At 67.9% G+C, this 20,719-nt stretch carries 17 protein-coding genes; 11 read left to right on the plus strand and 6 right to left on the minus strand.

Translation table 11 applies throughout. From position 1 onward, the window contains the following. The first annotated feature begins 17 nt into the window (after positions 1-17). The 10 genes from uvrA (at position 18) to FVQ89_RS12315 (ending at position 11,289) form a co-directional block, all read left to right on the plus strand. Entirely contained in the window at positions 18-2,951 is a 2,934-nt protein-coding gene (gene uvrA / locus FVQ89_RS12270; protein WP_370454472.1) for an excinuclease ABC subunit UvrA, read from the plus strand. Continuing rightward, positions 2,951-4,873, plus strand: coding sequence for an excinuclease ABC subunit UvrC (gene uvrC, locus FVQ89_RS12275; protein WP_147902208.1), 1,923 nt, complete (start codon positions 2,951-2,953; stop codon positions 4,871-4,873). The genes uvrA and uvrC overlap by 1 nt, the downstream gene beginning before the upstream one ends. Further along, the gene (gene rapZ / locus FVQ89_RS12280; RefSeq protein ID WP_147902209.1) at positions 4,870-5,745 is read left to right on the plus strand and encodes an RNase adapter RapZ; all 876 of its coding nucleotides are present in this window, start codon (positions 4,870-4,872) and stop codon (positions 5,743-5,745) included. The genes uvrC and rapZ overlap by 4 nt, the downstream gene beginning before the upstream one ends. Positions 5,746-5,785: 40 nt before the next feature. Continuing rightward, positions 5,786-6,763, plus strand: coding sequence for a DNA-binding protein WhiA (gene whiA, locus FVQ89_RS12285; protein ID WP_147902210.1), 978 nt, complete (start codon positions 5,786-5,788; stop codon positions 6,761-6,763). A 33-nt stretch (positions 6,764-6,796) separates the two neighbouring features. Beyond that, positions 6,797-7,423 (plus strand): superoxide dismutase, encoded by a 627-nt coding sequence (locus tag FVQ89_RS12290; RefSeq protein ID WP_147902211.1) that lies wholly within the window; start codon positions 6,797-6,799, stop codon positions 7,421-7,423. An 88-nt stretch (positions 7,424-7,511) separates the two neighbouring features. Then, positions 7,512-8,519, plus strand: a complete 1,008-nt coding sequence (gap, locus tag FVQ89_RS12295; protein WP_147902212.1) for a type I glyceraldehyde-3-phosphate dehydrogenase — start codon at positions 7,512-7,514, stop codon at positions 8,517-8,519. 5 nt (positions 8,520-8,524) lie between these two features. Continuing rightward, positions 8,525-9,757: a phosphoglycerate kinase gene (pgk, locus tag FVQ89_RS12300; RefSeq protein WP_147902213.1), complete on the plus strand. Its 1,233-nt coding sequence runs from the start codon at positions 8,525-8,527 to the stop codon at positions 9,755-9,757. Beyond that, positions 9,748-10,551: a triose-phosphate isomerase gene (tpiA, locus tag FVQ89_RS12305; RefSeq protein WP_147902214.1), complete on the plus strand. Its 804-nt coding sequence runs from the start codon at positions 9,748-9,750 to the stop codon at positions 10,549-10,551. The genes pgk and tpiA overlap by 10 nt, the downstream gene beginning before the upstream one ends. Positions 10,552-10,615: 64 nt before the next feature. Next, positions 10,616-10,882 (plus strand): preprotein translocase subunit SecG, encoded by a 267-nt coding sequence (secG, locus tag FVQ89_RS12310; protein WP_147902215.1) that lies wholly within the window; start codon positions 10,616-10,618, stop codon positions 10,880-10,882. A 50-nt stretch (positions 10,883-10,932) separates the two neighbouring features. Beyond that, positions 10,933-11,289, plus strand: coding sequence for an RNA polymerase-binding protein RbpA (locus FVQ89_RS12315; RefSeq protein ID WP_147902216.1), 357 nt, complete (start codon positions 10,933-10,935; stop codon positions 11,287-11,289). Positions 11,290-11,326: 37 nt separating this feature from the next. Here the strand turns inward: FVQ89_RS12315 and pgl are convergent, their stop codons facing one another. Genes pgl through tkt form a run of 6 tightly spaced genes read right to left on the minus strand, consistent with a single transcriptional unit; the run spans position 11,327 to position 19,496 of the window. After that, positions 11,327-12,124 (minus strand): 6-phosphogluconolactonase, encoded by a 798-nt coding sequence (gene pgl / locus FVQ89_RS12320; protein WP_147902217.1) that lies wholly within the window; start codon positions 12,122-12,124, stop codon positions 11,327-11,329. Positions 12,125-12,129: 5 nt separating this feature from the next. Then, complete coding sequence (locus tag FVQ89_RS12325) at positions 12,130-13,095, minus strand: glucose-6-phosphate dehydrogenase assembly protein OpcA (RefSeq protein WP_147902218.1); 966 nt, start codon at positions 13,093-13,095, stop codon at positions 12,130-12,132. Between the two features lie 13 nt (positions 13,096-13,108). Next, positions 13,109-14,647 carry a glucose-6-phosphate dehydrogenase gene (zwf, locus tag FVQ89_RS12330; RefSeq protein ID WP_147902219.1) on the minus strand — a complete coding sequence of 513 codons (1,539 nt, stop codon included), beginning with the start codon at positions 14,645-14,647 and terminating at the stop codon, positions 13,109-13,111. Next, the gene (locus FVQ89_RS12335) at positions 14,644-16,251 is read right to left on the minus strand and encodes a glucose-6-phosphate isomerase (protein ID WP_147902220.1); all 1,608 of its coding nucleotides are present in this window, start codon (positions 16,249-16,251) and stop codon (positions 14,644-14,646) included. Before FVQ89_RS12335 ends, zwf begins: the two co-directional genes overlap by 4 nt. After that, positions 16,248-17,363: a transaldolase gene (gene tal, locus FVQ89_RS12340; protein ID WP_147902221.1), complete on the minus strand. Its 1,116-nt coding sequence runs from the start codon at positions 17,361-17,363 to the stop codon at positions 16,248-16,250. Before tal ends, FVQ89_RS12335 begins: the two co-directional genes overlap by 4 nt. Positions 17,364-17,396: 33 nt before the next feature. Further along, a complete protein-coding gene (tkt, locus tag FVQ89_RS12345; RefSeq protein ID WP_147902222.1) occupies positions 17,397-19,496 on the minus strand; it encodes a transketolase in 2,100 nt (699 codons plus the stop codon). Positions 19,497-19,814: 318 nt separating this feature from the next. On the opposite strand from tkt, the gene FVQ89_RS12350 reads away from it, so the two are divergent. Continuing rightward, a complete protein-coding gene (locus tag FVQ89_RS12350; protein WP_255513623.1) occupies positions 19,815-20,717 on the plus strand; it encodes a heme o synthase in 903 nt (300 codons plus the stop codon). Positions 20,718-20,719 lie beyond the last annotated feature (2 nt).

The raw sequence follows: 20,719 nt of genomic DNA on the forward strand, positions 1-20,719 counted from the left end.
CGACTCGGACCGGCGCGATGTCAGAGGCCAGCCGTAGAATCGGTTCAGTGTCGATCACCCCTGTTCCCGGTACCCAGAAACTGAGCGTTCGGGGGGCCCGTGTCCACAATCTGCAGGACGTCGACCTCGAGATTCCCCGCGATTCGCTCGTCGTGTTCACCGGCCTCTCGGGGTCTGGCAAGTCGAGCCTCGCGTTCGACACGATCTTCGCCGAGGGCCAGCGTCGCTACGTCGAGTCGCTTTCGGCGTACGCCCGTCAGTTCCTCGGTCAGGTGGATCGTCCCGACGTCGACTTCATCGAGGGCTTGAGCCCCGCGGTCTCGATCGACCAGAAGTCCACGAACCGGAACCCGCGCTCGACCGTCGGAACGATCACCGAGATCTACGACTACATGCGGCTGTTGTGGGCGCGCATCGGCGAGCCGCACTGCCCGGTCTGCGGGGAGCGCATCCAACGGCAGACAGTGCAGCAGATCGCGGATCAGCTGATGGAGCTGCCCACCGGAACCCGCTACCAGGTGCTCGCGCCCGTGGTCTCGCAGAAGAAGGGCGAGTTCGTCGACCTCTTCAAGGAGCTCGCCACCGCGGGCTACTCGCGCGCGATCGTCGACGGCGAGGTGGTCCAGCTCACGGAGCCGCCGACCCTCAAGAAGCAGTACAAGCACGACATCGCGGTCGTGGTCGACCGCCTGGTGTCGGCCGACGACCTCCTGACGCGTCTCACGGATTCCGTCGAGACGGCCTTGGGGCTTGCGGGCGGCGTGCTGGAGATCGACTTCGTCGACGAGCCGACGGACGCCAAGACCCGCCGACGCAGCTTCAGCGAGAAGCTCGCCTGCCCGAACGGGCACCCGATCCAGCTCACCGAGATCGAGCCGCGCACCTTCTCGTTCAATGCGCCCTTCGGTGCCTGCCCGGAGTGCTCCGGGCTCGGCACCAAGATGGCCGTCGACACCGAGCTCGTGATCGGCGACCCCGACCTCAGCCTCAACGAGGGCGTCGTCCTCCCGTGGAACCAGGGTGGCAAGGGCCTCTACAGCTACTTCCAGCGCCTGCTGCAGGGCCTCGCACGCGATCTCGACTTCTCCCTCGACACTCCGTGGGCAGAGCTCGCCCCAGAAGTTCAGACCGCGATCCTGCACGGAAACGACTTCGAGGTCGTCGTGCAGTGGCGAAACCGGTTCGGCCGCACGATGAAGTACTCCACGGGCTTCGAGGGTGTCATGCCCTACATCGAACGCAAGTACCACGAGGCCGAGAGTGACTGGTCGCAGCAGCGCTACGGTGAGTACCTCCGCGAGATCCCGTGTCCCGTCTGCCACGGCGAGCGGTTGAAGCCCGAGGTGCTCGCGGTGCGGGTCGCCGGTCACAGCATCTCGGCGGTGGCCGAGCTGAGCCTCACCGACTCGTACACCTTCATGCAGCAGCTCGAGCTCACCGAACGCGAGGCTCGGATCGCGGCGCAGGTACTGCGAGAGATCCGGCTGCGTCTCGAGTTCCTGCTCGAGGTGGGTCTCGGGTACCTCACCATGGCGCGCTCGGCCGGGTCGCTCTCGGGCGGTGAGGCCCAGCGCATCCGACTCGCGACCCAGATCGGATCCGGACTCACGGGCGTCCTCTACGTGCTCGATGAGCCATCCATCGGGCTCCACCAGCGCGACAACCGCCGACTGATCGACACGCTCGTGAAGCTCAAGGGCCTGGGCAACACCCTCATCGTGGTCGAGCACGACGAAGACACCATCCGCACGGCGGACTGGATCGTGGACATCGGCCCGGGGGCGGGGGAGCACGGCGGACGCGTCGTTCACTCGGGCAGCTACGAGGCACTTCTCGAGAACCACGGATCGGTCACGGGCGACTACCTCGCTGGGCGACGCGCCATCCGGATGCCGGCCACGCGGCGCCCGATAGACCGCGATCGTCAGCTGACCGTCGAGGGCGCGCGGGCGAACAACCTCCAGAACGTCACCGTGAGCTTCCCGCTGGGAACCCTGGTCGCCGTGACCGGCGTCTCGGGCTCGGGCAAGTCGAGCCTCGTGAACGACATCCTCTACAGGGTCCTGGCGAACCAGTTGAACGGTGCCCGTCAGGTGCCGGGCAAGCACAAGCGGGTGACAGGTCTCGAGCATCTCGACAAGGTCGTGCACGTCGACCAAGCACCCATCGGTCGCACACCGAGGTCGAACCCGGCCACCTACACGGGCGTGTTCGACCGAATCCGCACCCTGTTCTCGGAGACTGTGGAGGCGAAGGCCCGCGGATACCAGCCGGGGCGTTTCAGCTTCAACGTCAAGGGCGGCCGCTGCGAGAACTGCTCGGGCGACGGCACCATCAAAATCGAGATGAACTTCCTGCCGGACGTCTACGTGACGTGCGAGGTGTGCCACGGTGCGCGCTACAACCGCGACACCCTCCAGGTGCACTACAAGGGCAAGAACATCGCCGAGGTGCTCGACATGCCGATCTCCGAGGCGGCCGAGTTCTTCGAGCCGATCACGGCGATCCATCGCTACCTCAAGACGCTCGTCGACGTGGGTCTCGGATATGTGCGTCTCGGCCAGAGCGCCACGACGCTCTCCGGCGGTGAGGCGCAGCGGGTGAAGCTCGCAACCGAGCTGCAGAAGCGCTCCAACGGACGCAGCATCTACGTGCTCGACGAGCCGACCACAGGCCTCCACTTCGAAGACGTCCGCAAGCTACTGGAGGTGCTGAGCGGCCTCGTCGACAAGGGCAACACCGTGATCGTCATCGAGCACAATCTCGACGTGATCAAGAGCGCCGACTGGATCATCGACCTCGGGCCCGAGGGCGGCTCCGGCGGCGGCGAAGTGATCGCCACCGGGACCCCGGAGAAGGTCGCTCGAACCGCCGGAAGCCACACCGGCGCCTTCCTCGCCGAGCTCCTCGACGCGGAGTCCGCGGGTCAGGGTCGACGGAAGGCCGGCTGATGAGCCCGTCGCGCGCCGACGTGCTGTCGTGGCGACCGAAGGCGGGGGAGATCCCGACCGCACCCGGGGTGTACCGGTTCTCGGATTCCTCCGGCCGCATCCTCTACGTCGGCAAAGCGGTGAACCTTCGCCAACGACTCTCCAACTACTTCCAGCCGCTCCGGAGCCTCCATGAGCGCACCCGGCATATGGTGCTCGCGGCATCCAAGGTGGAGTGGACGGTTGTCGGGAGCGACATCGAGGCGCTCCAGCTGGAATACACCTGGATCAAGGAGTTCTCCCCGCCGTACAACGTCAAGTTCCGCGACGACAAGAGCTACCCCTACCTCGTGGTGACCCTGGCCGACGAGGCGCCGCGGGTGATGGTCAGCCGCAATCACCGCATCCCGGGCGCGCGGTACTTCGGTCCCTACCCGAAGGTGTGGGCCGTGCGCGAGACGATCGATCTCATGGTGCGGGCGTTCCCGATCCGGACCTGCTCCGACTCGAGCTACAAGCGGGCCATGCAGACGGGCCGACCATGCTTCCCCGGCCAGATCGGACGCTGCGGTGGTCCCTGCTCCCAGAAGGTGACGATCGAGGAGCACCGAGCCATCGTCGACCAGTTCGTCGCATTCATGGCGAGCCACGACCGCAGCGTGATCACCCTGCTCCAACGCGAGATGCGCGACGCCGCGGCGGAGTTCGAGTACGAGCGTGCGGCGAAGATCCGCGATCGCATCCAGGCGCTCGAGAACGTGCTCGACAAGAGTGCAGTGGTGCTGCCGGATGGCGTCGAGGTCGACGTGTTCGGGATCGAGGAAGACGAGCTGGCGGCCGCGGTCCAGCAGTTCGTCGTCCGTGGCGGGCGGATCCGGGGTGTGCGCAGCTGGGTAGTGGACAAGGAGCTCGACATCCCCTCCGGTGAGCTCGTGGAGTCGGTGCTGGAGTCGGCGTACGACACGCAGCCGCCGCCGCGGGAGATCATCGTCCCGGTGCTTCCCGACGACGCGTCGGCGCTCGAAGAGTGGCTGAGCGCCCGACGCGAACGCGGGGGAGTGACCCTCAAGACCGCCAAGCGAGGCGACAAGGCGGCCGTCCTGCAGACGGCGACCCTGAACGCGAAGCAGTCGCTCGCGCTCTACAAGACGCGTCGAACGGCCGACTACGTCGCCCGCACGCAGGCGCTCACCGACCTGCAGGAGGCGCTCGGTCTCGCCGAGGCGCCGCTGCGGATGGAGTGCTACGACGTCTCGCACCTCTCGGGCACCAACGTCGTCGCGTCGATGGTCGTCTTCGAGGACGGCCTCGCGAAGAAGTCCGACTACCGGAAGTTCGCGGTCCAGGGCACGACCGACGACACCGAGTCGATCGCTCAGGTACTGCGCCGGCGCCTTGCGCACCTGGACGATGACCCCGCCGCCGACACCCCCGACGGCGAGGGCGAGGCCGACGACGTGGCGGGCACGACACCGACTCGCCGCCGGTTCGCCTACCGTCCGGGTCTCCTCATCGTCGACGGCGGCCAGCCCCAGGTGCAGGCCGCGGCACGGACCCTCGAGGAGCTCGGCATCGACGACATCCCCCTCGTCGGAATCGCGAAGCGGCTGGAGGAGATCTGGCTCCCCGACGATGACTTCCCGGTGATCCTTCCGCGCGGAAGCGAGGCGTTGTTCCTGCTGCAGAGGATCCGCGACGAGGCGCACCGCTTCGCCATCACCTTCCAGCGCCAGAAGCGCCGCTCGGACATCGGGACCGTACTCTCGGAGATCCCGGGACTCGGGCCTGCCCGCTCGAAGGAGCTGCTCCGACACTTCGGTTCGGTGGCGCGCCTGCGGGCCGCCGACGCCGCCGAGGTGGCCGAGGTCCGCGGGATCGGCCCGCAGCTCGCGGAGTCCATCGTCGGTAGGCTGGCGGAAGGGCGACGGGAAGACGAGGTATGAGCGACGGCACCGACGGGCGAGAAATGCTCATCGTGACGGGCATGTCCGGCGCGGGGCGTTCGACCGTTGCGAACGCCCTCGAAGACCTCGGCTGGTATGTCGTCGACAACCTCCCGGCCCAGATGCTCCGTCCGCTCGCGGACCTCGGCGCCCACACGGGGGAGGCCATCCCCAAGATCGCTGCCGTGATCGACGTGCGCGGGGGGCGCCTGTTCGCCGACGCGCAGCAGATCGTCACCGAATTGCGTGCCGCCGGTCGGGCGCGTGTGATCTTCCTCGACGCGAGCGACGATGCCCTCGTGCGACGGTTCGAACAGGTGCGCCGACCGCACCCCCTCCAAGGTGACGGAACCCTGCTCGACGGCATCCTGGCAGAACGCTCGCGGATGTCGGGTCTGCGCGAGCAAAGCGACGTGGTGATCGACACGTCCGAGATCAACATCCACCAGCTCGCCACGCGGGTCGCCGAGCTCTTCGGTGAGGAGTCCGCCCCGAGCGTCAAGCTCACCGTCCTGAGCTTCGGCTTCAAGTACGGGCTGCCCGCTGACGCCGACATGGTGGCGGACATGCGGTTTCTGCCGAACCCGTTCTGGATCGGCGAACTCGCCCCCCTCACGGGCCAGGACCCGCGGGTGCGGGACTACGTGCTCGCCCAAGAAGGCGCATCCGATTTCATCGCGAGCTACCTGGGTGCGCTCGGTGCGGTGATCGACGGGTATCGGCGCGAGAACAAGCACCACGCTACGATCGCTATCGGATGCACGGGCGGCAAGCACCGCTCGGTGGCGGTCGCCGAGGAGGTGGCGCGCCGGCTCCGCGAACTCCCCGGGGTCTCTGTCGCGGTGCAGCACCGTGATCTGGGGCGCGAATGAGCGGGCAACCCGCTACCGAACAAGAACGAGGGATGAGCGTGTGGCACTGACGGCGGACGTCAAGGAAGAACTCGTCGTCGTCGAGGTCGGCAAGACCAGCATCCGCGCGGCCGAGCTGGCGGCTCTGCTTCGCTTCTCCGGCGGCCTCCACATCATCTCCGGTCGCATCGCGGTCGAGGCGGAGCTCGACACCCAGGCGGTGGCGCAGCGCGTCCGCCGCGATCTCGCAGAGCTGTACGGCGTCCGCTCCGAGGGCAAGGTCATCGGAGCCGGCGGGCCGAACAAGAGCGTCAGCTATGTCGTCCGCGTGGTCGACGGGGGAGAGACGCTCGCTCGCCAGACGGGCCTCCTGGATGCCCGCCGTCGGCCCGTCCGCGGTCTGCCGAACCGACTCACCACGGGCTCCCGCGACGATCTCGCCGCCATCTGGCGCGGCGCGTTCCTCGCCCGCGGCTCCCTCACCGACCCCGGCCGTTCGGCCGCCCTCGAGGTGACCTGCCCCGGCAATGAGGCCGCGATGGCTCTCGTCGGCGCGGCGGGCCGGCTCCAGGTCTCCGCGAAGGCGCGCGAGGTGCGCGGCGTGCACCGTGTCGTCATCCGCGAGGGCGAGGCGATCGCCGCGATGCTGCGCCTCATGGGCGCCGACAAGGCCGTCACCGCGTGGGAGGAGCTGCGCCAGCGCAAGGAGGTCCGCGCGACGGCGAACCGGCTCGTGAACTTCGACGACGCGAACCTCCGACGCTCCGCACAGGCGGCGGTTGCGGCCTGTGCACGCGTCGAGCGAGCACTCGAGATCCTCGGCGACGAGGTCCCCGTCCATCTGCGCTACGCGGGCGAGCTCCGGCTCGGGCATCGCGACGCGAGCCTCGACGAGCTCGGTCACTTCGCCGATCCGCCGATGACGAAGGACGCCGTCGCGGGCCGCATCCGTCGACTGCTCGCGATGGCCGACAAGCGGGCCGTCGAACTCGGGGTGGAAGGCACCGATGCCAACCTCCCGCCCGAGTTCGAGGACTGACCCCCAGACCCCAAGAAGGAAAGAAGGAGAACCATGGCCGTCTACACGCTCCCGGAGCTGTCCTACGACTACGCAGCTCTCGAGCCGCACATCAGCGCCCGGATCATGGAGCTGCACCACTCCAAGCACCACGCGGCCTACGTCGCGGGCGCGAACACCGCGCTCGAGAAGCTCGCCGAAGCGCGCGAGTCGGGTGACTTCACGAACGTGCCGAAGCTCGAAAAGGACCTCGCCTTCCACCTCGGCGGGCACGTCAACCACTCGATCTTCTGGAAGAACCTCTCCCCGGAGGGCGGCGACAAGCCCACCGGCGAGCTCGCGGCCGCGATCGACGAGTTCTTCGGCTCGTTCGACGCATTCGTCGGGCACTTCAGCGCCGCGGCCAACAGCCTGCAGGGGTCGGGTTGGGCGGTTCTCGCCTGGGACCCGATCGGGTCGCGCCTGCTCATCCACCAGCTCTACGACCAGCAGAACAACACCCCGCTCGGCATCACCCCGATCCTGCAGCTCGACATGTGGGAGCACGCGTTCTACCTCGACTACGTGAACGTCAAGGCGGACTACGTGAAGGCGTTCTGGAACATCGCCAACTGGGCCGACGCCTCCGCTCGCTTCGAGGCCGCGCGTTCGAGCGCTGCGGGCCTCCTGCTACTGTCGTAATCGGCATCGCGGCCGGGATCTCATCGATCCCGGCCGCCTCCACCTTTCCATCGCATATCGCGCTTCGCGCACGCAGCTAGGAGACAATGTGTCCGTCCGGATCGGCATCAACGGCTTCGGTCGTATCGGTCGCAACTACTTCCGCGCCGCCCTCGCCCAGGGCAGCGACCTCGAGATCGTCGCGGTCAACGACCTCACCGACAACAAGACGCTCGCCCACCTGCTGAAGTACGACTCGATCACGGGTCGCCTGGGCGCCGACGTCGAGTACGACGACGAGCACATCGTCGTCGACGGCACGTCCATCCGGGTGTTCGCCGAGCGCGACCCCGAGGCGCTTCCGTGGTCCGACTACGGCGTCGACATCGTCATCGAGTCGACCGGTCGCTTCACGAAGGCGGCCGACGCGCGCAAGCACATCGACGGCGGCGGCGCGAAGAAGGTGCTCATCTCCGCGCCCGCGACCGGCGAAGACGCGACCTTCGTGATGGGTGTGAACGAGGACAGCTACGACCCCGCGGCTCACCACATCATCTCGAACGCCTCCTGCACGACGAACTGCCTCGCCCCGCTGGCGAAGGTCTTCAACGACAACTTCGGGATCGAGCGCGGTCTCATGACCACGGTTCACGCCTACACGGCCGACCAGAACCTGCAGGACGGCCCGCACAGCGACCTTCGTCGTGCACGTGCGGCCGCCGTCAACATCGTCCCGACCTCGACCGGTGCCGCCAAGGCGATCGGCCTCGTGCTGCCGGAGCTCGTCGGCAAGCTCGACGGCTTCGCCCTGCGCGTTCCGGTCCCCACCGGCTCGATCACCGACCTCACCGTGACCGCCTCCAAGTCGGCGAGCGTCGACGAGATCAAGGCCGTCTACAAGGAGGCCGCCGAGGGCAAGCTCAAGGGCATCCTCAAGTACACCGAGGACGAGATCGTCTCGAGCGACATCGTCACCGACCCGCACTCGTCGATCTTCGACGCCGGTCTCCTCCGCGTCATCGGCGACCAGGTCAAGCTGTCGTCCTGGTACGACAACGAGTGGGGGTACTCGAACCGTCTCGTGGACCTCACCGAGTACGTCGCAGAGCGCCTCTGAGCGCGATGACCCTCCGGACGATCGAGAGCCTCGCCGACTCACTCGGCGAGGAAGGTCTCGCGGGAAAGGTCGTGCTTCTTCGCTGCGACCTGAACGTCCCGCTCAAGGACGGCGTCATCACCGACGACGGACGTGTTCGTGCGTCGGTGCCGACGATCCAGGATCTGCTCGCGCGCGGCGCCAAAGTGGTCGTGATGAGCCACCTCGGTCGCCCGGAGGGCGCACCCGATCCCAAGTACTCCCTCGCGCCGGTCGCGGTGCGCCTGGGGGAGCTCTTGGGCGTCGACGTCGCGTTTTCGCCCGAGACCATCGGTGAGACGGCGGCCGGCGTGGTCGAGCAGGCCCCTACCCCTGGTGTGGTCCTCCTCGAGAACCTCCGGTTCCACCCGGGCGAGACCTCGAAGTCCGATGAGGAGCGCGCCGCGTTCGCGGCCGAACTCGCGGCCCTCGGCGATGTCGTCGTCTCGGACGGATTCGGTGTCGTGCACCGCAAGCAGGCGAGCGTCTACGACCTCGTCTCCTCGCTGCCGAGTGCCGCGGGTCACCTGATTGCCGCCGAGCTGGACGTGCTCGACCGGCTGACCGAGTCGCCCGAGCACCCTTACACGGTGGTTCTCGGCGGTTCGAAGGTCTCCGACAAGCTGGGCGTCATCGGTCACCTGCTGCCGCGAGTCGACGCGCTTCTCATCGGCGGCGGGATGCTGTTCACCTTCCTCGCCGCGCAGGGGCATCGGGTCGCATCGAGCCTTCTCGAATCCGATCAGCTCGAGACCGTGCGCGGCTATCTGGCGGAAGCCGAGGAGCGCGGTGTGGATCTCGTGCTCCCGACGGACGTCGTGGTCGCTTCCGGCTTCGCGGCCGACGCTGACCACGTCGTGACCCCGGCTGACGCGATCGAGGACACTCCCTACGGAGCGAGCGGCATCGGCCTCGACATCGGTCCCGACACCGCGGCAGCGTTCGCAGAACGCGTCCGCGGGTCGAAGACCGTTTTCTGGAACGGCCCGATGGGTGTGTTCGAGTTCCCGTCCTTCGCGGGCGGCACGCGCGCGGTCGCCGAGGCCCTCACCGAGGTCGACGGCCTCGGCGTCGTCGGCGGGGGAGACTCCGCCGCAGCGATCCGGCAGCTGGGCTTCGCTGACGCCCAATTCGGCCATGTCTCGACGGGCGGGGGCGCGAGCCTCGAGTTCCTCGAGGGCAAGAAGCTTCCCGGACTGGAGGTCCTCGGATGGCAGTGACAACGGGCGATACCCGCATTCCGTTCATCGCCGGCAACTGGAAGATGAACCTCGACCACTTGCAGTCGATCGCGTTCGTGCAGAAGCTCGCGTGGACGCTCCGTGACGCCAACCACGACTTCGGCGATGTCGAGGTCGCGGTCTTCCCGCCGTTCACGGATCTTCGCTCGGTGCAGACCCTGGTCACGGCGGACGACCTGCAGATCCGCTTCGGTGGGCAGGACCTCTCGGCGCACGACTCAGGTGCCTACACGGGAGAGATCTCGGGTGCTTTCCTCGCTGCACTGGATGCGGCGTACGTGATCATCGGGCACTCCGAGCGCCGGCAGTACCACGGTGAGACCGACGAGCTCATCTCAGAGAAGGTCGCGGCGGCGCATCGCCACGGGATCGTCCCGGTGATCTGCGTCGGCGAGACGGCCGAGGATCTTGAAGAGCACGGTCCGAGCGCCGTCCCGGTCGCGCAGCTGCGCACCGCTCTCGAAGGCGCGGTTCGCGGCCAGGAGATTGTCGTCGCCTACGAACCCGTCTGGGCGATCGGATCGGGACAGGCCGCCACGAGCGCTCAGGCGCAACAGGTGTGTGCGGCGCTGCGCGAGTTGCTCGTCGAGGTGCTCGGCGACGAGGCCGCGGCCGCCACCCGCATCCTCTACGGCGGATCCGTGAAGGCGGCGAACATCGCGGGCTTCCTCAAGGAGCCGGACGTCGACGGCGCGCTCGTCGGGGGTGCGAGCCTGCAGCTCGAAGAGTTCGCGAGCATCGTCCGGTTCAAGAGCCACGTCGGCACGCTCTGACACCATCCCGGCGGGCCTCGCCTATACTGATCCTCGGCTCTTCAGCCGACCCGAAAGGCTTTTCATGGACGTTCTCTGGTCGATCGTGCAGGTCGCATTCCAGATCGTGCTCGGCATCACCAGTCTTCTGCTGACCCTTCTGATCCTCCTGCACCGCGGGCGGGGCGGCGGGCTGTCGGACATGTTCGGCGGTGGCGTCACGAGCAACCTCGGCGCGTCGGGAGTTGCCGAGCGCAACCTCAACCGCATCACGGTCGCTCTCGGCCTGGTGTGGTTCTTCTCGATCGTGGTCCTCGGCCTTCTCACCAAGTTCGGCGTCGGCGTCGCCTGACGCCCGCGAGAACCACCACCCTTACCACCCCACCACCACGAGGAGACACCATGGCATCGGGCGGCAGCGCCATCCGCGGATCCCGCGTCGGATCGGGACCGATGGGAGAACAGGACCGGGGCTACCACGCAGACCGGGTTGCGATCTCGTACTGGGACGCGAAGGGCAACGAAACGGTCCGCTATTTCGCGGCAAACCTCCCCGACGAGGAGATCCCCGACGTCATCGACAGCCCGACCACGGGTCTTCCCGCCGGTCGTGACAAGTCGAATCCGCCGGAGCTTCAGAAGACCGAGCCCTACAAGACGCACCTCGCGTACGTGAAGGAGCGGCGCAGCGATGAGGAGGCGGCGCAAATCCTCGAGGATGCGCTGCACCAGCTGCGCACGCGTCGCGGCACCGCCTGAATCGGTCGCTGAGCGGCAGGCCGACGGCCTGAGTGCCTCAGCTCTGGACGTCGTGCGCGGCGGTCCAGAAGCGCTCGTGGATGAGCAGGTTGTCCGGAACCTCGGCAGCCGCTTCCCGATCTACGAAGAAGACCGTGCGCTTGCGTCCCTGAACACCCGCGACGGGAACGTCGTTGGGGTTCGCGTCGGCCAGGGCGAGCCCCAGAGCTCCCGCCTTGTCGGGGCCTGCCATCACAAGCCACACGCGCTCGGATGCGTTGATCACGGGAAGCGTCAACGTCAGTCGCTCGGGCGGGGGCTTCGGAGAGTCGGTCTCCGGAAGCACCACACTCTCCGTGTCGCGCACGGCGTCGTGGTCCGGGAACAATGACGCGACGTGACCGTCGGGCCCGACCCCGAGGAACGTGAGGTCGAAGACCGGGGTGCGGGCGCCCTCCGGCGCCGCGGCCGCGAGATCAGCGGCGTACGACGCGGCAGCCTCCTCGATCGTCGCGTGCTCACCGACGGCGGGGAAGGCCTTCACCTGGCCGGGGGAGAGCTCCAACGCGTCGAGCAGCGCACGGCGCGACTGGGTCTCATTGCGCTCCGGATCTCCGGACGGAAGGTAGCGCTCGTCGCCCCACCAGAAGGTGATCCGCGACCAGTCGACCTTGTCGACGTCCTTGTCCTCACGCACTGCGGTGAGCACGTTCTCTCCCATGGAGCCGCCCGTCAGAACGACGTGCGCGTGATCCTTCTCGTCGAGGGTCTCGCGCATGCGCTTGATGAACCGCATCGCGACCGCCGCCGCGAGTTCGGCCTTGTCGTCGTAGACCCGTACGCGTCGTTCGGTCACGCTGGTCACTTCCCTTCGGGTGCGGCTGTCTCGGTGTTCTCGAGCAGCGCGAGCCCCTTCTGGACGACTTCTCCGAAGAGGTCGTCGGGATCGAGCCTACGCAATTCCTCCGCGAGGCAGTCGCGGAGGCTGCGCCGGGGGAGCGAGATGTCGTGCGTGGGCTGGTTCGGCTGAACAAGCGTCGCGACGTTCGGCATGGTGCGCTCGAGCTCGACAGCTCCGCTTGCACGCTCCAGACGAACCCCGTGAATGCCACTCGAGCCGAGGGCCGGCTTCGTGATCTCGAGCGAGACCGGAACCTGCAGCTGCAGCCGCAGCCAGGCGGCGAGCAATTCCGTCGAGGGGGAGTCCGCCGCACCCGACACCGTCACGGCGGTGACCGGCTCGTAGGGGGGTTGATCGAGCACGGCAGCGAGCTGAGCGCGCCAGAGGGTCAGACGGGTCCACGCGAAGTCGGTGTCGCCCGGCTGGTACCCGCGCCCCAGGAGCGCAAGCGCCGCCACCGGATCCTCGGCCGAGGCGGCATCCGTGATCCGTCGCTGCGCGATGCGCCCGAGAGCCGAGACGCTCGGAGCCGCGGGCCCCTCGCTCGGCCACCAGACGACCACGGGAGCGTCCGGCAGCAGCAGGCTCGTGACGAGCCCCTCCTCGTCGGACGCGGCGTCCCCGTAGGCACGAAGGACGATGACCTCGCTTGCGCCGGCGTCGCCTCCGACCCGGATCTGGCCGTCGAGGCGGGGTGCCTCGTCGGATCCGTCCTTCTCGGGGCGACGGGACAGCACGATCACACGCATCGGATGTTCACGCGAGGCGTCGTTAGCGGCCTCGATGGCCTCCTCCTCCTCGCCCAACGGAGTCGCGATGATGAGGGTCAGCACACGACCGAGGGCAACAGCGCCGCCCTCTTCGCGGATCTTCACGAGCGCCTTCGACAGCGCGCTCGTAGTGGTGTCGGGCAGATCGACGATCACGATTCTCTCCAGATCAGGGACGACGCCAGATGCGTCCGTCGCGTGCCAGCAGCTCGTCGGCGGAATCGGGACCCCAGGTACCCGGCTTGTACTGCTCCGGCTGTCCGAGCGTCGCCCAGTAGTCCTCGATCGGGTCGAGGATCTTCCAGCTGAGCTCGACCTCCTCGTGGCGAGGGAACAGCGGCGGGTCTCCGAGAAGCACGTCGAGAATCAGTCGCTCGTAGGCCTCGGGGCTCGCCTCGGTGAAGGCGTGCCCGTAACCGAAGTCCATCGTCACGTCGCGCACCTGCATACCGGCGCCCGGCACCTTCGACCCGAAACGGATCGTGACGCCCTCATCCGGCTGCACACGGATCACGAGCGCGTTCTGACCGAGAGCGGACGTCTGCGACTCGGCGAAGAGGTATTGAGGAGCACGCTTGAAGACGACGGCGATCTCGGTCACTCGACGCCCGAGGCGCTTTCCCGCACGCAGATAGAACGGCACTCCGGCCCACCTGCGCGTGTTGATCTCGAGCTTGAGCGCGGCGTAGGTCTCGGTGACGGACTCCGGGTTCATGCCGTCTTCGTCCAGGAAGCCGGGCACCTTCTCGCCACCCTGCCATCCACCGGCGTACTGGCCTCGTGCCGTCGCGGTGGAGAGGTCCTTCGGCAGCTTCACTGCCGAGAGAACCTTCTCCTTCTCGGCCCGCAGATCGGATGCATCGAACGAAACCGGCTCCTCCATCGCGGTGAGTGCGAGGAGCTGAAGCAGGTGGTTCTGGATCACGTCACGGGCGGCACCGATGCCGTCGTAGTAGCCGGCACGGCCTCCGACGCCGATGTCCTCGGCCATCGTGATCTGCACGTGGTCAACGTAGTTCGCGTTCCAGATGGGCTCGTACAGCTGGTTCGCGAATCGGAGCGCCAAGATGTTCTGGACCGTCTCCTTGCCGAGGTAGTGGTCGATCCGGAACACGGAGTCAGCGGGGAACACCGATTCCACCACGTCGTTGAGCTCGCGTGCGGAGGCGAGGTCGTGCCCGAACGGCTTCTCGATCACGACACGGCGCCAGGTGCCGTCTGTCTGCCGGGCGAGCCCCGAGCGCCGCAGCTGCTCGGTGACCAGGGGGAAGGACTTCGGCGGGATCGACAGGTAGAACGCGTGGTTGCCCATCGTTCCCCGGTTCTCGTCGAGCTCGGCAAGCGTCGAGGTCAACCGGTCGAACGCCTCGTCGTCGTCGAACTCGCCCTGCACGAAGCGGATGCCCTGCTTGAGCTGCCGCCAGACGTCCTCGTCGAAGGGGGTACGCGCATACTGCTTCACCGCGTCGTGGACGACCTTCTCGAAGTCCTGGTCTTCCCAGTCGCGCCGGGCGAAGCCCACGAGGGCGAAGCCCGGGGGGAGCAGCCCGCGGTTCGCGAGGTCGTATACGGCGGGCATGAGCTTCTTGCGCGACAGGTCGCCGGTCACGCCGAAGATGATGAGGCTCGACGGACCTGCAATGCGGTTGAGGCGGCGATCCGACGCCACCCGCAGCGGGTTCGCCCCGGGACGGATCTCGACGGTCATCGCGCGAGCAGGCCGCGAAGCACGGATCCGGCCGCGACGACGTCGCCGACGACGAGTGTCAGCACGGGTCGACCGTGGTCGGCCAGCACGCTCGCGTCACCAGCCGACTGAGCCTGGATGAGCTGGCCGAAGGTGAACGGGCGGTCCGGGATCACGAGGTCAGCATCGGCCGACGGGTCATCCACGAGCTGCAGGTAGACCCCGTTGGCGGGTCCGCCCTTGTGGTACTGACCGGTGGAGTGGAGGAACCGGGGGCCCCATCCGAACGTCACCGGGCGACCGGTGCGGGCCGAGAGAAGTGCGCGAAGCTTCTCGAGCTCCGGATGCGCCGGACGGTCGAGGTAGGCCTGAACCGACAGGTAACCGTCATCCGGCAGCGTCGCGAGCAGCGCGTCGAGAGCAGCCTCGACCGTGGTGACGCCGTCGAGGTCGAGTTCGAGTGCGCGGACACCGATGCCCTGGTCCGTGAAGGCCGGGGCAGCGGGCGGCTGAAGATCGTCGATGAGCGCGCGGGCCGCAGCCTTCGCCGACTCGACGTCGGGCTGGTTGAAGGGGTCGATGCCGAGCAGACGCCCGGCGACAGCGGTCGCGTACTCCCAGACGAGCAGCTGCGCGCCCAGGGTTCCCGCGATCTCGATCTCGCCGTCGGCGACCTCTTCGGTCGCTCGGGCGTCCTTCACGAGACGCACGATCTGCAGATCGGACGGCAGGCTCGAGAGCTCGGGGGCGTCCTTCTCAAGAACGACCGGCAGGATTCCCTTGCCGGACTTGCCGGTCGACTCCGCGATGAGCTGCTCGACCCAGTCGCCGAAGCCGACGATGTGGGTGCCGTCGGAGACGATGCCCAGCTTGTCCTTGAGCGGCTTGGTGCCGGCAATGGCGGCACCGAGCACGAGTCCCGGGTTCGACTCGGAGTCGAGCGCCAGCTCCAGGCTGACCGCCTCCGCCTCATCGAGGAGCTCGGCGATGTCCACGCCTGCGAGCCCCGACGGGACCAGCCCGAACGCGGTCAGCGCCGAGTAGCGGCCGCCGACGTTCGGATCCGCATTGAAGACGCGGTAGCCGTCCGCACGAGCCGAGGAGTCGAGAGGCGAGCCGGGGTCGGTCACGATGACGATGCGCTCGGTCGGGTCGATGCCCGCCGCCTCGAATGCGGCGGCGAAGACGCGCTTGTGGCTGTCGGTTTCGACCGTCGAGCCCGACTTCGACGACACGACGACCGCGGTGCGAGCGAGGTCGCCCGCGAGGGCGGCGCCGACCTGGGCCGGGTGGGTGGAGTCGAGCACGACCAGCTCGACACCGTAGGTGCGGGTGATCACCTCGGGCGCGAGCGATGAACCGCCCATTCCGCCGAGAACGATCCGGGTCACTCCCTTGGCCGCGAGATCCTCGCGCAGCGCGAGGATGTCGTCGACCAGGCCCCGCGACACGGCGACGGCCTCGGTCCAGCCGAGCCGGATGGCGGCCTCGGCTTCCGCCTCAGCACCCCAGAGGGTCGGGTCCTGAGCGGTGATGGCGCCGGCGACCCCGTCCGAGACGAGCTGCGGAACCACCCGCTCGACCGCCTCCGCGGCGGCCCCCGTGGCCGCGATCGAAACGGTCACTTCGCCGCCTCCAGCGCCGCCGTCACGGTGTCGAGCAGTTCGTTCCACGAGACGACGAACTTCTCGACGCCCTCGCGCTCGAGCACCGCGGTGACGTCGTCGTAATCGATTCCCACCGCCGCGAGCTGGTCGAGGATGCCCTGAGCCTCGGCATACGATCCCGTGACCGCGTCGCCGTGGAGCGGCGCGTGATCGAACGTCGCCTCGAGCGTCTTCTCGGGCATCGTGTTCACGACGCCGGCGACCGCGAGCTCGGTGACGTAGAGCGTGTCGGGGAGCGACGGGTCCTTGACACCGGTCGACGCCCAGAGCGGCCGCTGAACGTTGCCGCCCGCGGCCAGGAGCGCCTTCGCACGATCGGTCGCGAACTCCTCCTCGAACAGCTGGTACGCGAGCTGCGCGTTCGCCACGCCTGCCTTGCTCTTGAGTGCGAGCGCGTCATCGGTGCCGACGGCGTCGAGTCGCTTGTCGATCTCGGTGTCGACGCGCGACACGAAGAAGGAGGCCACGGAGTGGATGGTCGAGATGTCGATCCCGGCCGCGTGCGCCTTCTCGAGGCCCGCGAGATAGGCGTCGATGACGGCGCGGTGGCGGTCGAGGCTGAAGATCAGGGTCACGTTGACGCTGATGCCCGCGCCGATCACCTCGGTAATCGCCTCCAGGCCCTCGATCGTCGCCGGGATCTTGATCATCGCGTTCGCGCGGTCGACCTTCGCCCAGAGCTTCTTGGCCTCGGCGATCGTTCCGGCTGCGTCGTGGGCCAGACCCGGCTCCACTTCGATCGACACGCGACCGTCGAGTCCGCCCGTCGAGGCGTAGACCGGCGCGAAGATGTCCGCGGCGGAGGCGACATCGTCGGTCGTGATCTCGAAGACCGCGTCCTGGACGCTGGTGCCCGCCGCGGCGAGCTGCGCCACCTGCGCGTCGTAGGCCTCGCCCTTGGCGAGCGCCGCCGCGAAGATCGTCGGGTTGGTGGTGACCCCGACGACGTCGCGGTCGGCGATGAGCTTCTCGAGCCCACCGGATGCGATTCGTTCGCGCGAGAGGTCATCGAGCCAGATGCTGACGCCGATCGCGGAGAGCGCGGCAGTGGGGGAGCTGGTGTCGGACATAGTTGTGGATCTTCTTCCGTTGAGGGGTACGGGTCAGGACGCCGCAGCGGCGAGCGAGTCCTTCGCGGCGGCCACAACGGCCTCGGTCGTCATGCCGAACTCGTTGTAGAGGGTCTTGTAGTCGGCGGATGCGCCGAAGTGCTCGATCGAGACCGAGCGGCCGTGGGAACCGAGGTACGGCGCCCACGTGAGTGCCAGCCCCGCCTCGACCGAGACGCGCGCGGTGACGGAGGCCGGAAGCACCGACTCGCGGTACTCGGCGTCCTGCTCGGCGAACCACTCCTGGCTCGGCACCGACACGACGCGGGCGTTCACGCCTTCGCCCCGGAGCGCCTCGCGCGCGTCGAGCGCGATCTGCACCTCGGATCCGGTCGAGAGCAGGATCACGTCGGGCGCACCACCGGGCGCCTCGGCGAGCACGTACGCACCACGCGCCACGTGCGAGGCCGACGCGAGAGTGTCACCGTCCGCGACTCCCGTACCGCGCTCGAACACCGGCAGGTTCTGCCTGCTGAGCGCGATGCCCGCGGGGGCGTTGCGACGCTCGAGGATCGTCTTCCATGCCCACGCGACCTCGTTGGCATCGGCGGGGCGCACGATGTCAAGACCCGGAATCGCGCGGAGGGCCGTGAGCTGCTCGATCGGCTGGTGCGTCGGGCCGTCCTCGCCGAGCGCAACCGAGTCGTGGGTCCACACGAAGATCGACGGGATCTGCATGAGTGCCGCGAGACGCACCGCGGGGCGCATGTAGTCGCTGAAGATCAGGAAGGTGCCGCCGAACGCGCGCGTGTTGCCGTGCAGCACGATCCCGTTGAGGATCGCACCCATCGCGTGCTCGCGGATGCCGAAGTGCAGCACCCGGCCATAGGGGTCGCCGCTCCACTCGTGAGTCGAGTGCTCGGTCGGGATGAACGACTTCGCACCGGCGATCGTGGTGAGGTTCGACTCGGCGAGGTCGGCGGAGCCTCCCCACAGCTCGGGGATGAGCTCGCCGAGCGCACCCAGCACCTTGCCCGATGCTGCGCGCGTGGAGACGTCCTTGCCCGCCTCGAACACGGGGAGCGCCTCCTCGATGCCCTCCGGAAGGCGACCCGACTGAATGCGGTCGAAGAGCTCCTTGCGCTCCGGGTTCGCGGCGGCCCAGGCGTCGAACGCCTTCTGCCACTCCGCCCGGGCGGCGGCGCCGCGCTCCACCGCACCGCGCGTGTGCTCGATGACCTCGTCGGCCACCTGGAACGTCTGCTCGGGATCGAAGCCGAGGACCTCCTTGAGGCCCGCGAGCTCCTCCGCACCGAGCGCGGATCCGTGGATCTTTCCGGTGTTCTGCTTCTTCGGGCTCGGCCATCCGATGATCGTCTTCAGGATGATGAGGCTCGGCTTGTCGCGCTCGCCCTGGGCCGCGACGATCGCGTCGTGCAGCGCGTGGACGTCCTCGACGTACTGGCCCGTCTTCTTCCAATCGACGACCTGAACGTGCCAGCCGTATGCGGCGTAGCGCGCCGCCACGTCCTCGGTGAATGCGATGTCGGTGTCGTCCTCGATCGAGATCTGGTTCGAGTCGTAGATCGCGATCAGGTTGCCGAGCTTCTGGTGGCCGGCGAGCGAGGAGGCCTCACTGCTCACGCCCTCCTGAAGGTCGCCATCGCCCGCGATCACGTAGGTGTAGTGGTCGAACGGGCTCTCGCCGTCGGCGGCATCCGGGTCGAACAGCCCACGCTCGAAGCGCTGGGCGTATGCGAATCCGACGGACGAGGAGATGCCCTGACCGAGCGGACCGGTCGTGATCTCAACCCCGTCGGTGTGTCCGTACTCGGGGTGACCCGGCGTCTTCGAACCCCAGGTGCGCAGAGCCTTCAGGTCGTCGAGCTCGAGGCCGTAGCCGGCGTAGTAGAGCTGGATGTACTGGGTCAGCGAACTGTGACCAGCCGACAGGATGAAGCGGTCCCGACCGACCCACTTCGGGTCGCTCGGGTCTTGACGCATGACCTTCTGGTAGAGGAGGTAGGCCGCAGGGGCGAGGCTCATCGCCGTTCCCGGGTGTCCGTTCCCCACCTTCTCAACGGCATCGGCCGCCAGAATCCGGACAGTGTCCACTGCCTTGTCGTCGAGTTCGTCCCAGGAAAGTGCTGCCACTGAATGTCGACCTTTCGAATGCGGGGCAGCGAGACGCGCCCCAGGTTGTGTCCGCCCACCGAATTCGGACTTCGACGGCGCACCGCGCGCCAACACCATCGACATGTGGAGGATGGGGGATCGCCGCGCGGTCGGCGGGCATTTTCGATCATAGCGAGTGGCCCGTGAGCGTGCGGGCACACGCCCGAGCACCGGACGGGTCCGGCCCCGACGTAGACTGATCGGAGCCGAGCAAACCGAGGAGCCATGCAGCAATCCGCCCAGAGCCTCTCCGCGTCGGCGTCCCCGGAAGAGGCGGACGCGATCGCGCCGGTGGCGATGACCTTCGGCCGCAAGGTGCGCGCCTATGTCGCGCTCACGAAGCCGCGTGTCATCGAGCTTCTGCTCGTCACCACCGCACCCGTGATGGTGCTCGCGGCGCACGGACAGCTCGATCTGCGCTTCCTCGGTCTGGTGTTCGCCACGCTGGTGGGCGGCGCACTCTCGGCTGCGAGCGCCAACGCATTCAACTGCTACATCGATCGCGACATCGATCGCCTCATGAAGCGCACGCGCAATCGCCCGCTCGTCACCGGCGAACTGAGCCCGCGCGAGGCTCTGGCCTTCGCGTCGATCGCCGGCGCCGTGTCGATCGCGATCCTCGGGGTGTTCACCACCTGGCTCGCCGCGGCGCTGTCGCTGGCCGCCATCGCGTTCTACGTGCTCGTCTACACGCTCGTGCTCAAACGACGTACTCCCCAGAACATCGTCTGGGGCGGCGCCGCCGGGTGTATGCCGGTACTCATCGGCTGGGCAGCGGTGACCGGGTCGCTCAGCTGGACCCCTGTGATCCTCTTCGGCATCGTGTTCCTGTGGACGCCGCCGCATTACTGGCCGCTGTCGATGCGATACCGCGAGGACTACGCAGCGGCCTCGGTTCCGATGCTCGCCGTCGTGCGCGGTCGAACCGCCGTCGGCCTCCAGGTCGTGCTGTACGCGTGGGCGACGGTCGTCTGCTCACTGCTCCTCGTCCCGCTCGCCCCGATGGGCGTGGTCTATGCCACGGTCGCAGCTCTCTCGGGAGCATGGTTCCTGGTGGAGGCCCACCGCCTCTACGCCGCGGCGATCCGCCCCGGCGCCGTGAAGCCCATGCGCGTCTTCCACGCGAGCATCACCTATTTGACGCTGGTGTTCATCGCGGTGGGCATCGACCCGCTCGTGTTCGTCCCACTTCCGTTCTGAGC

The sequence above is a fragment of the Homoserinibacter sp. GY 40078 genome, assembly GCF_008017545.1.
GTDB lineage: Bacteria > Actinomycetota > Actinomycetes > Actinomycetales > Microbacteriaceae > Homoserinibacter.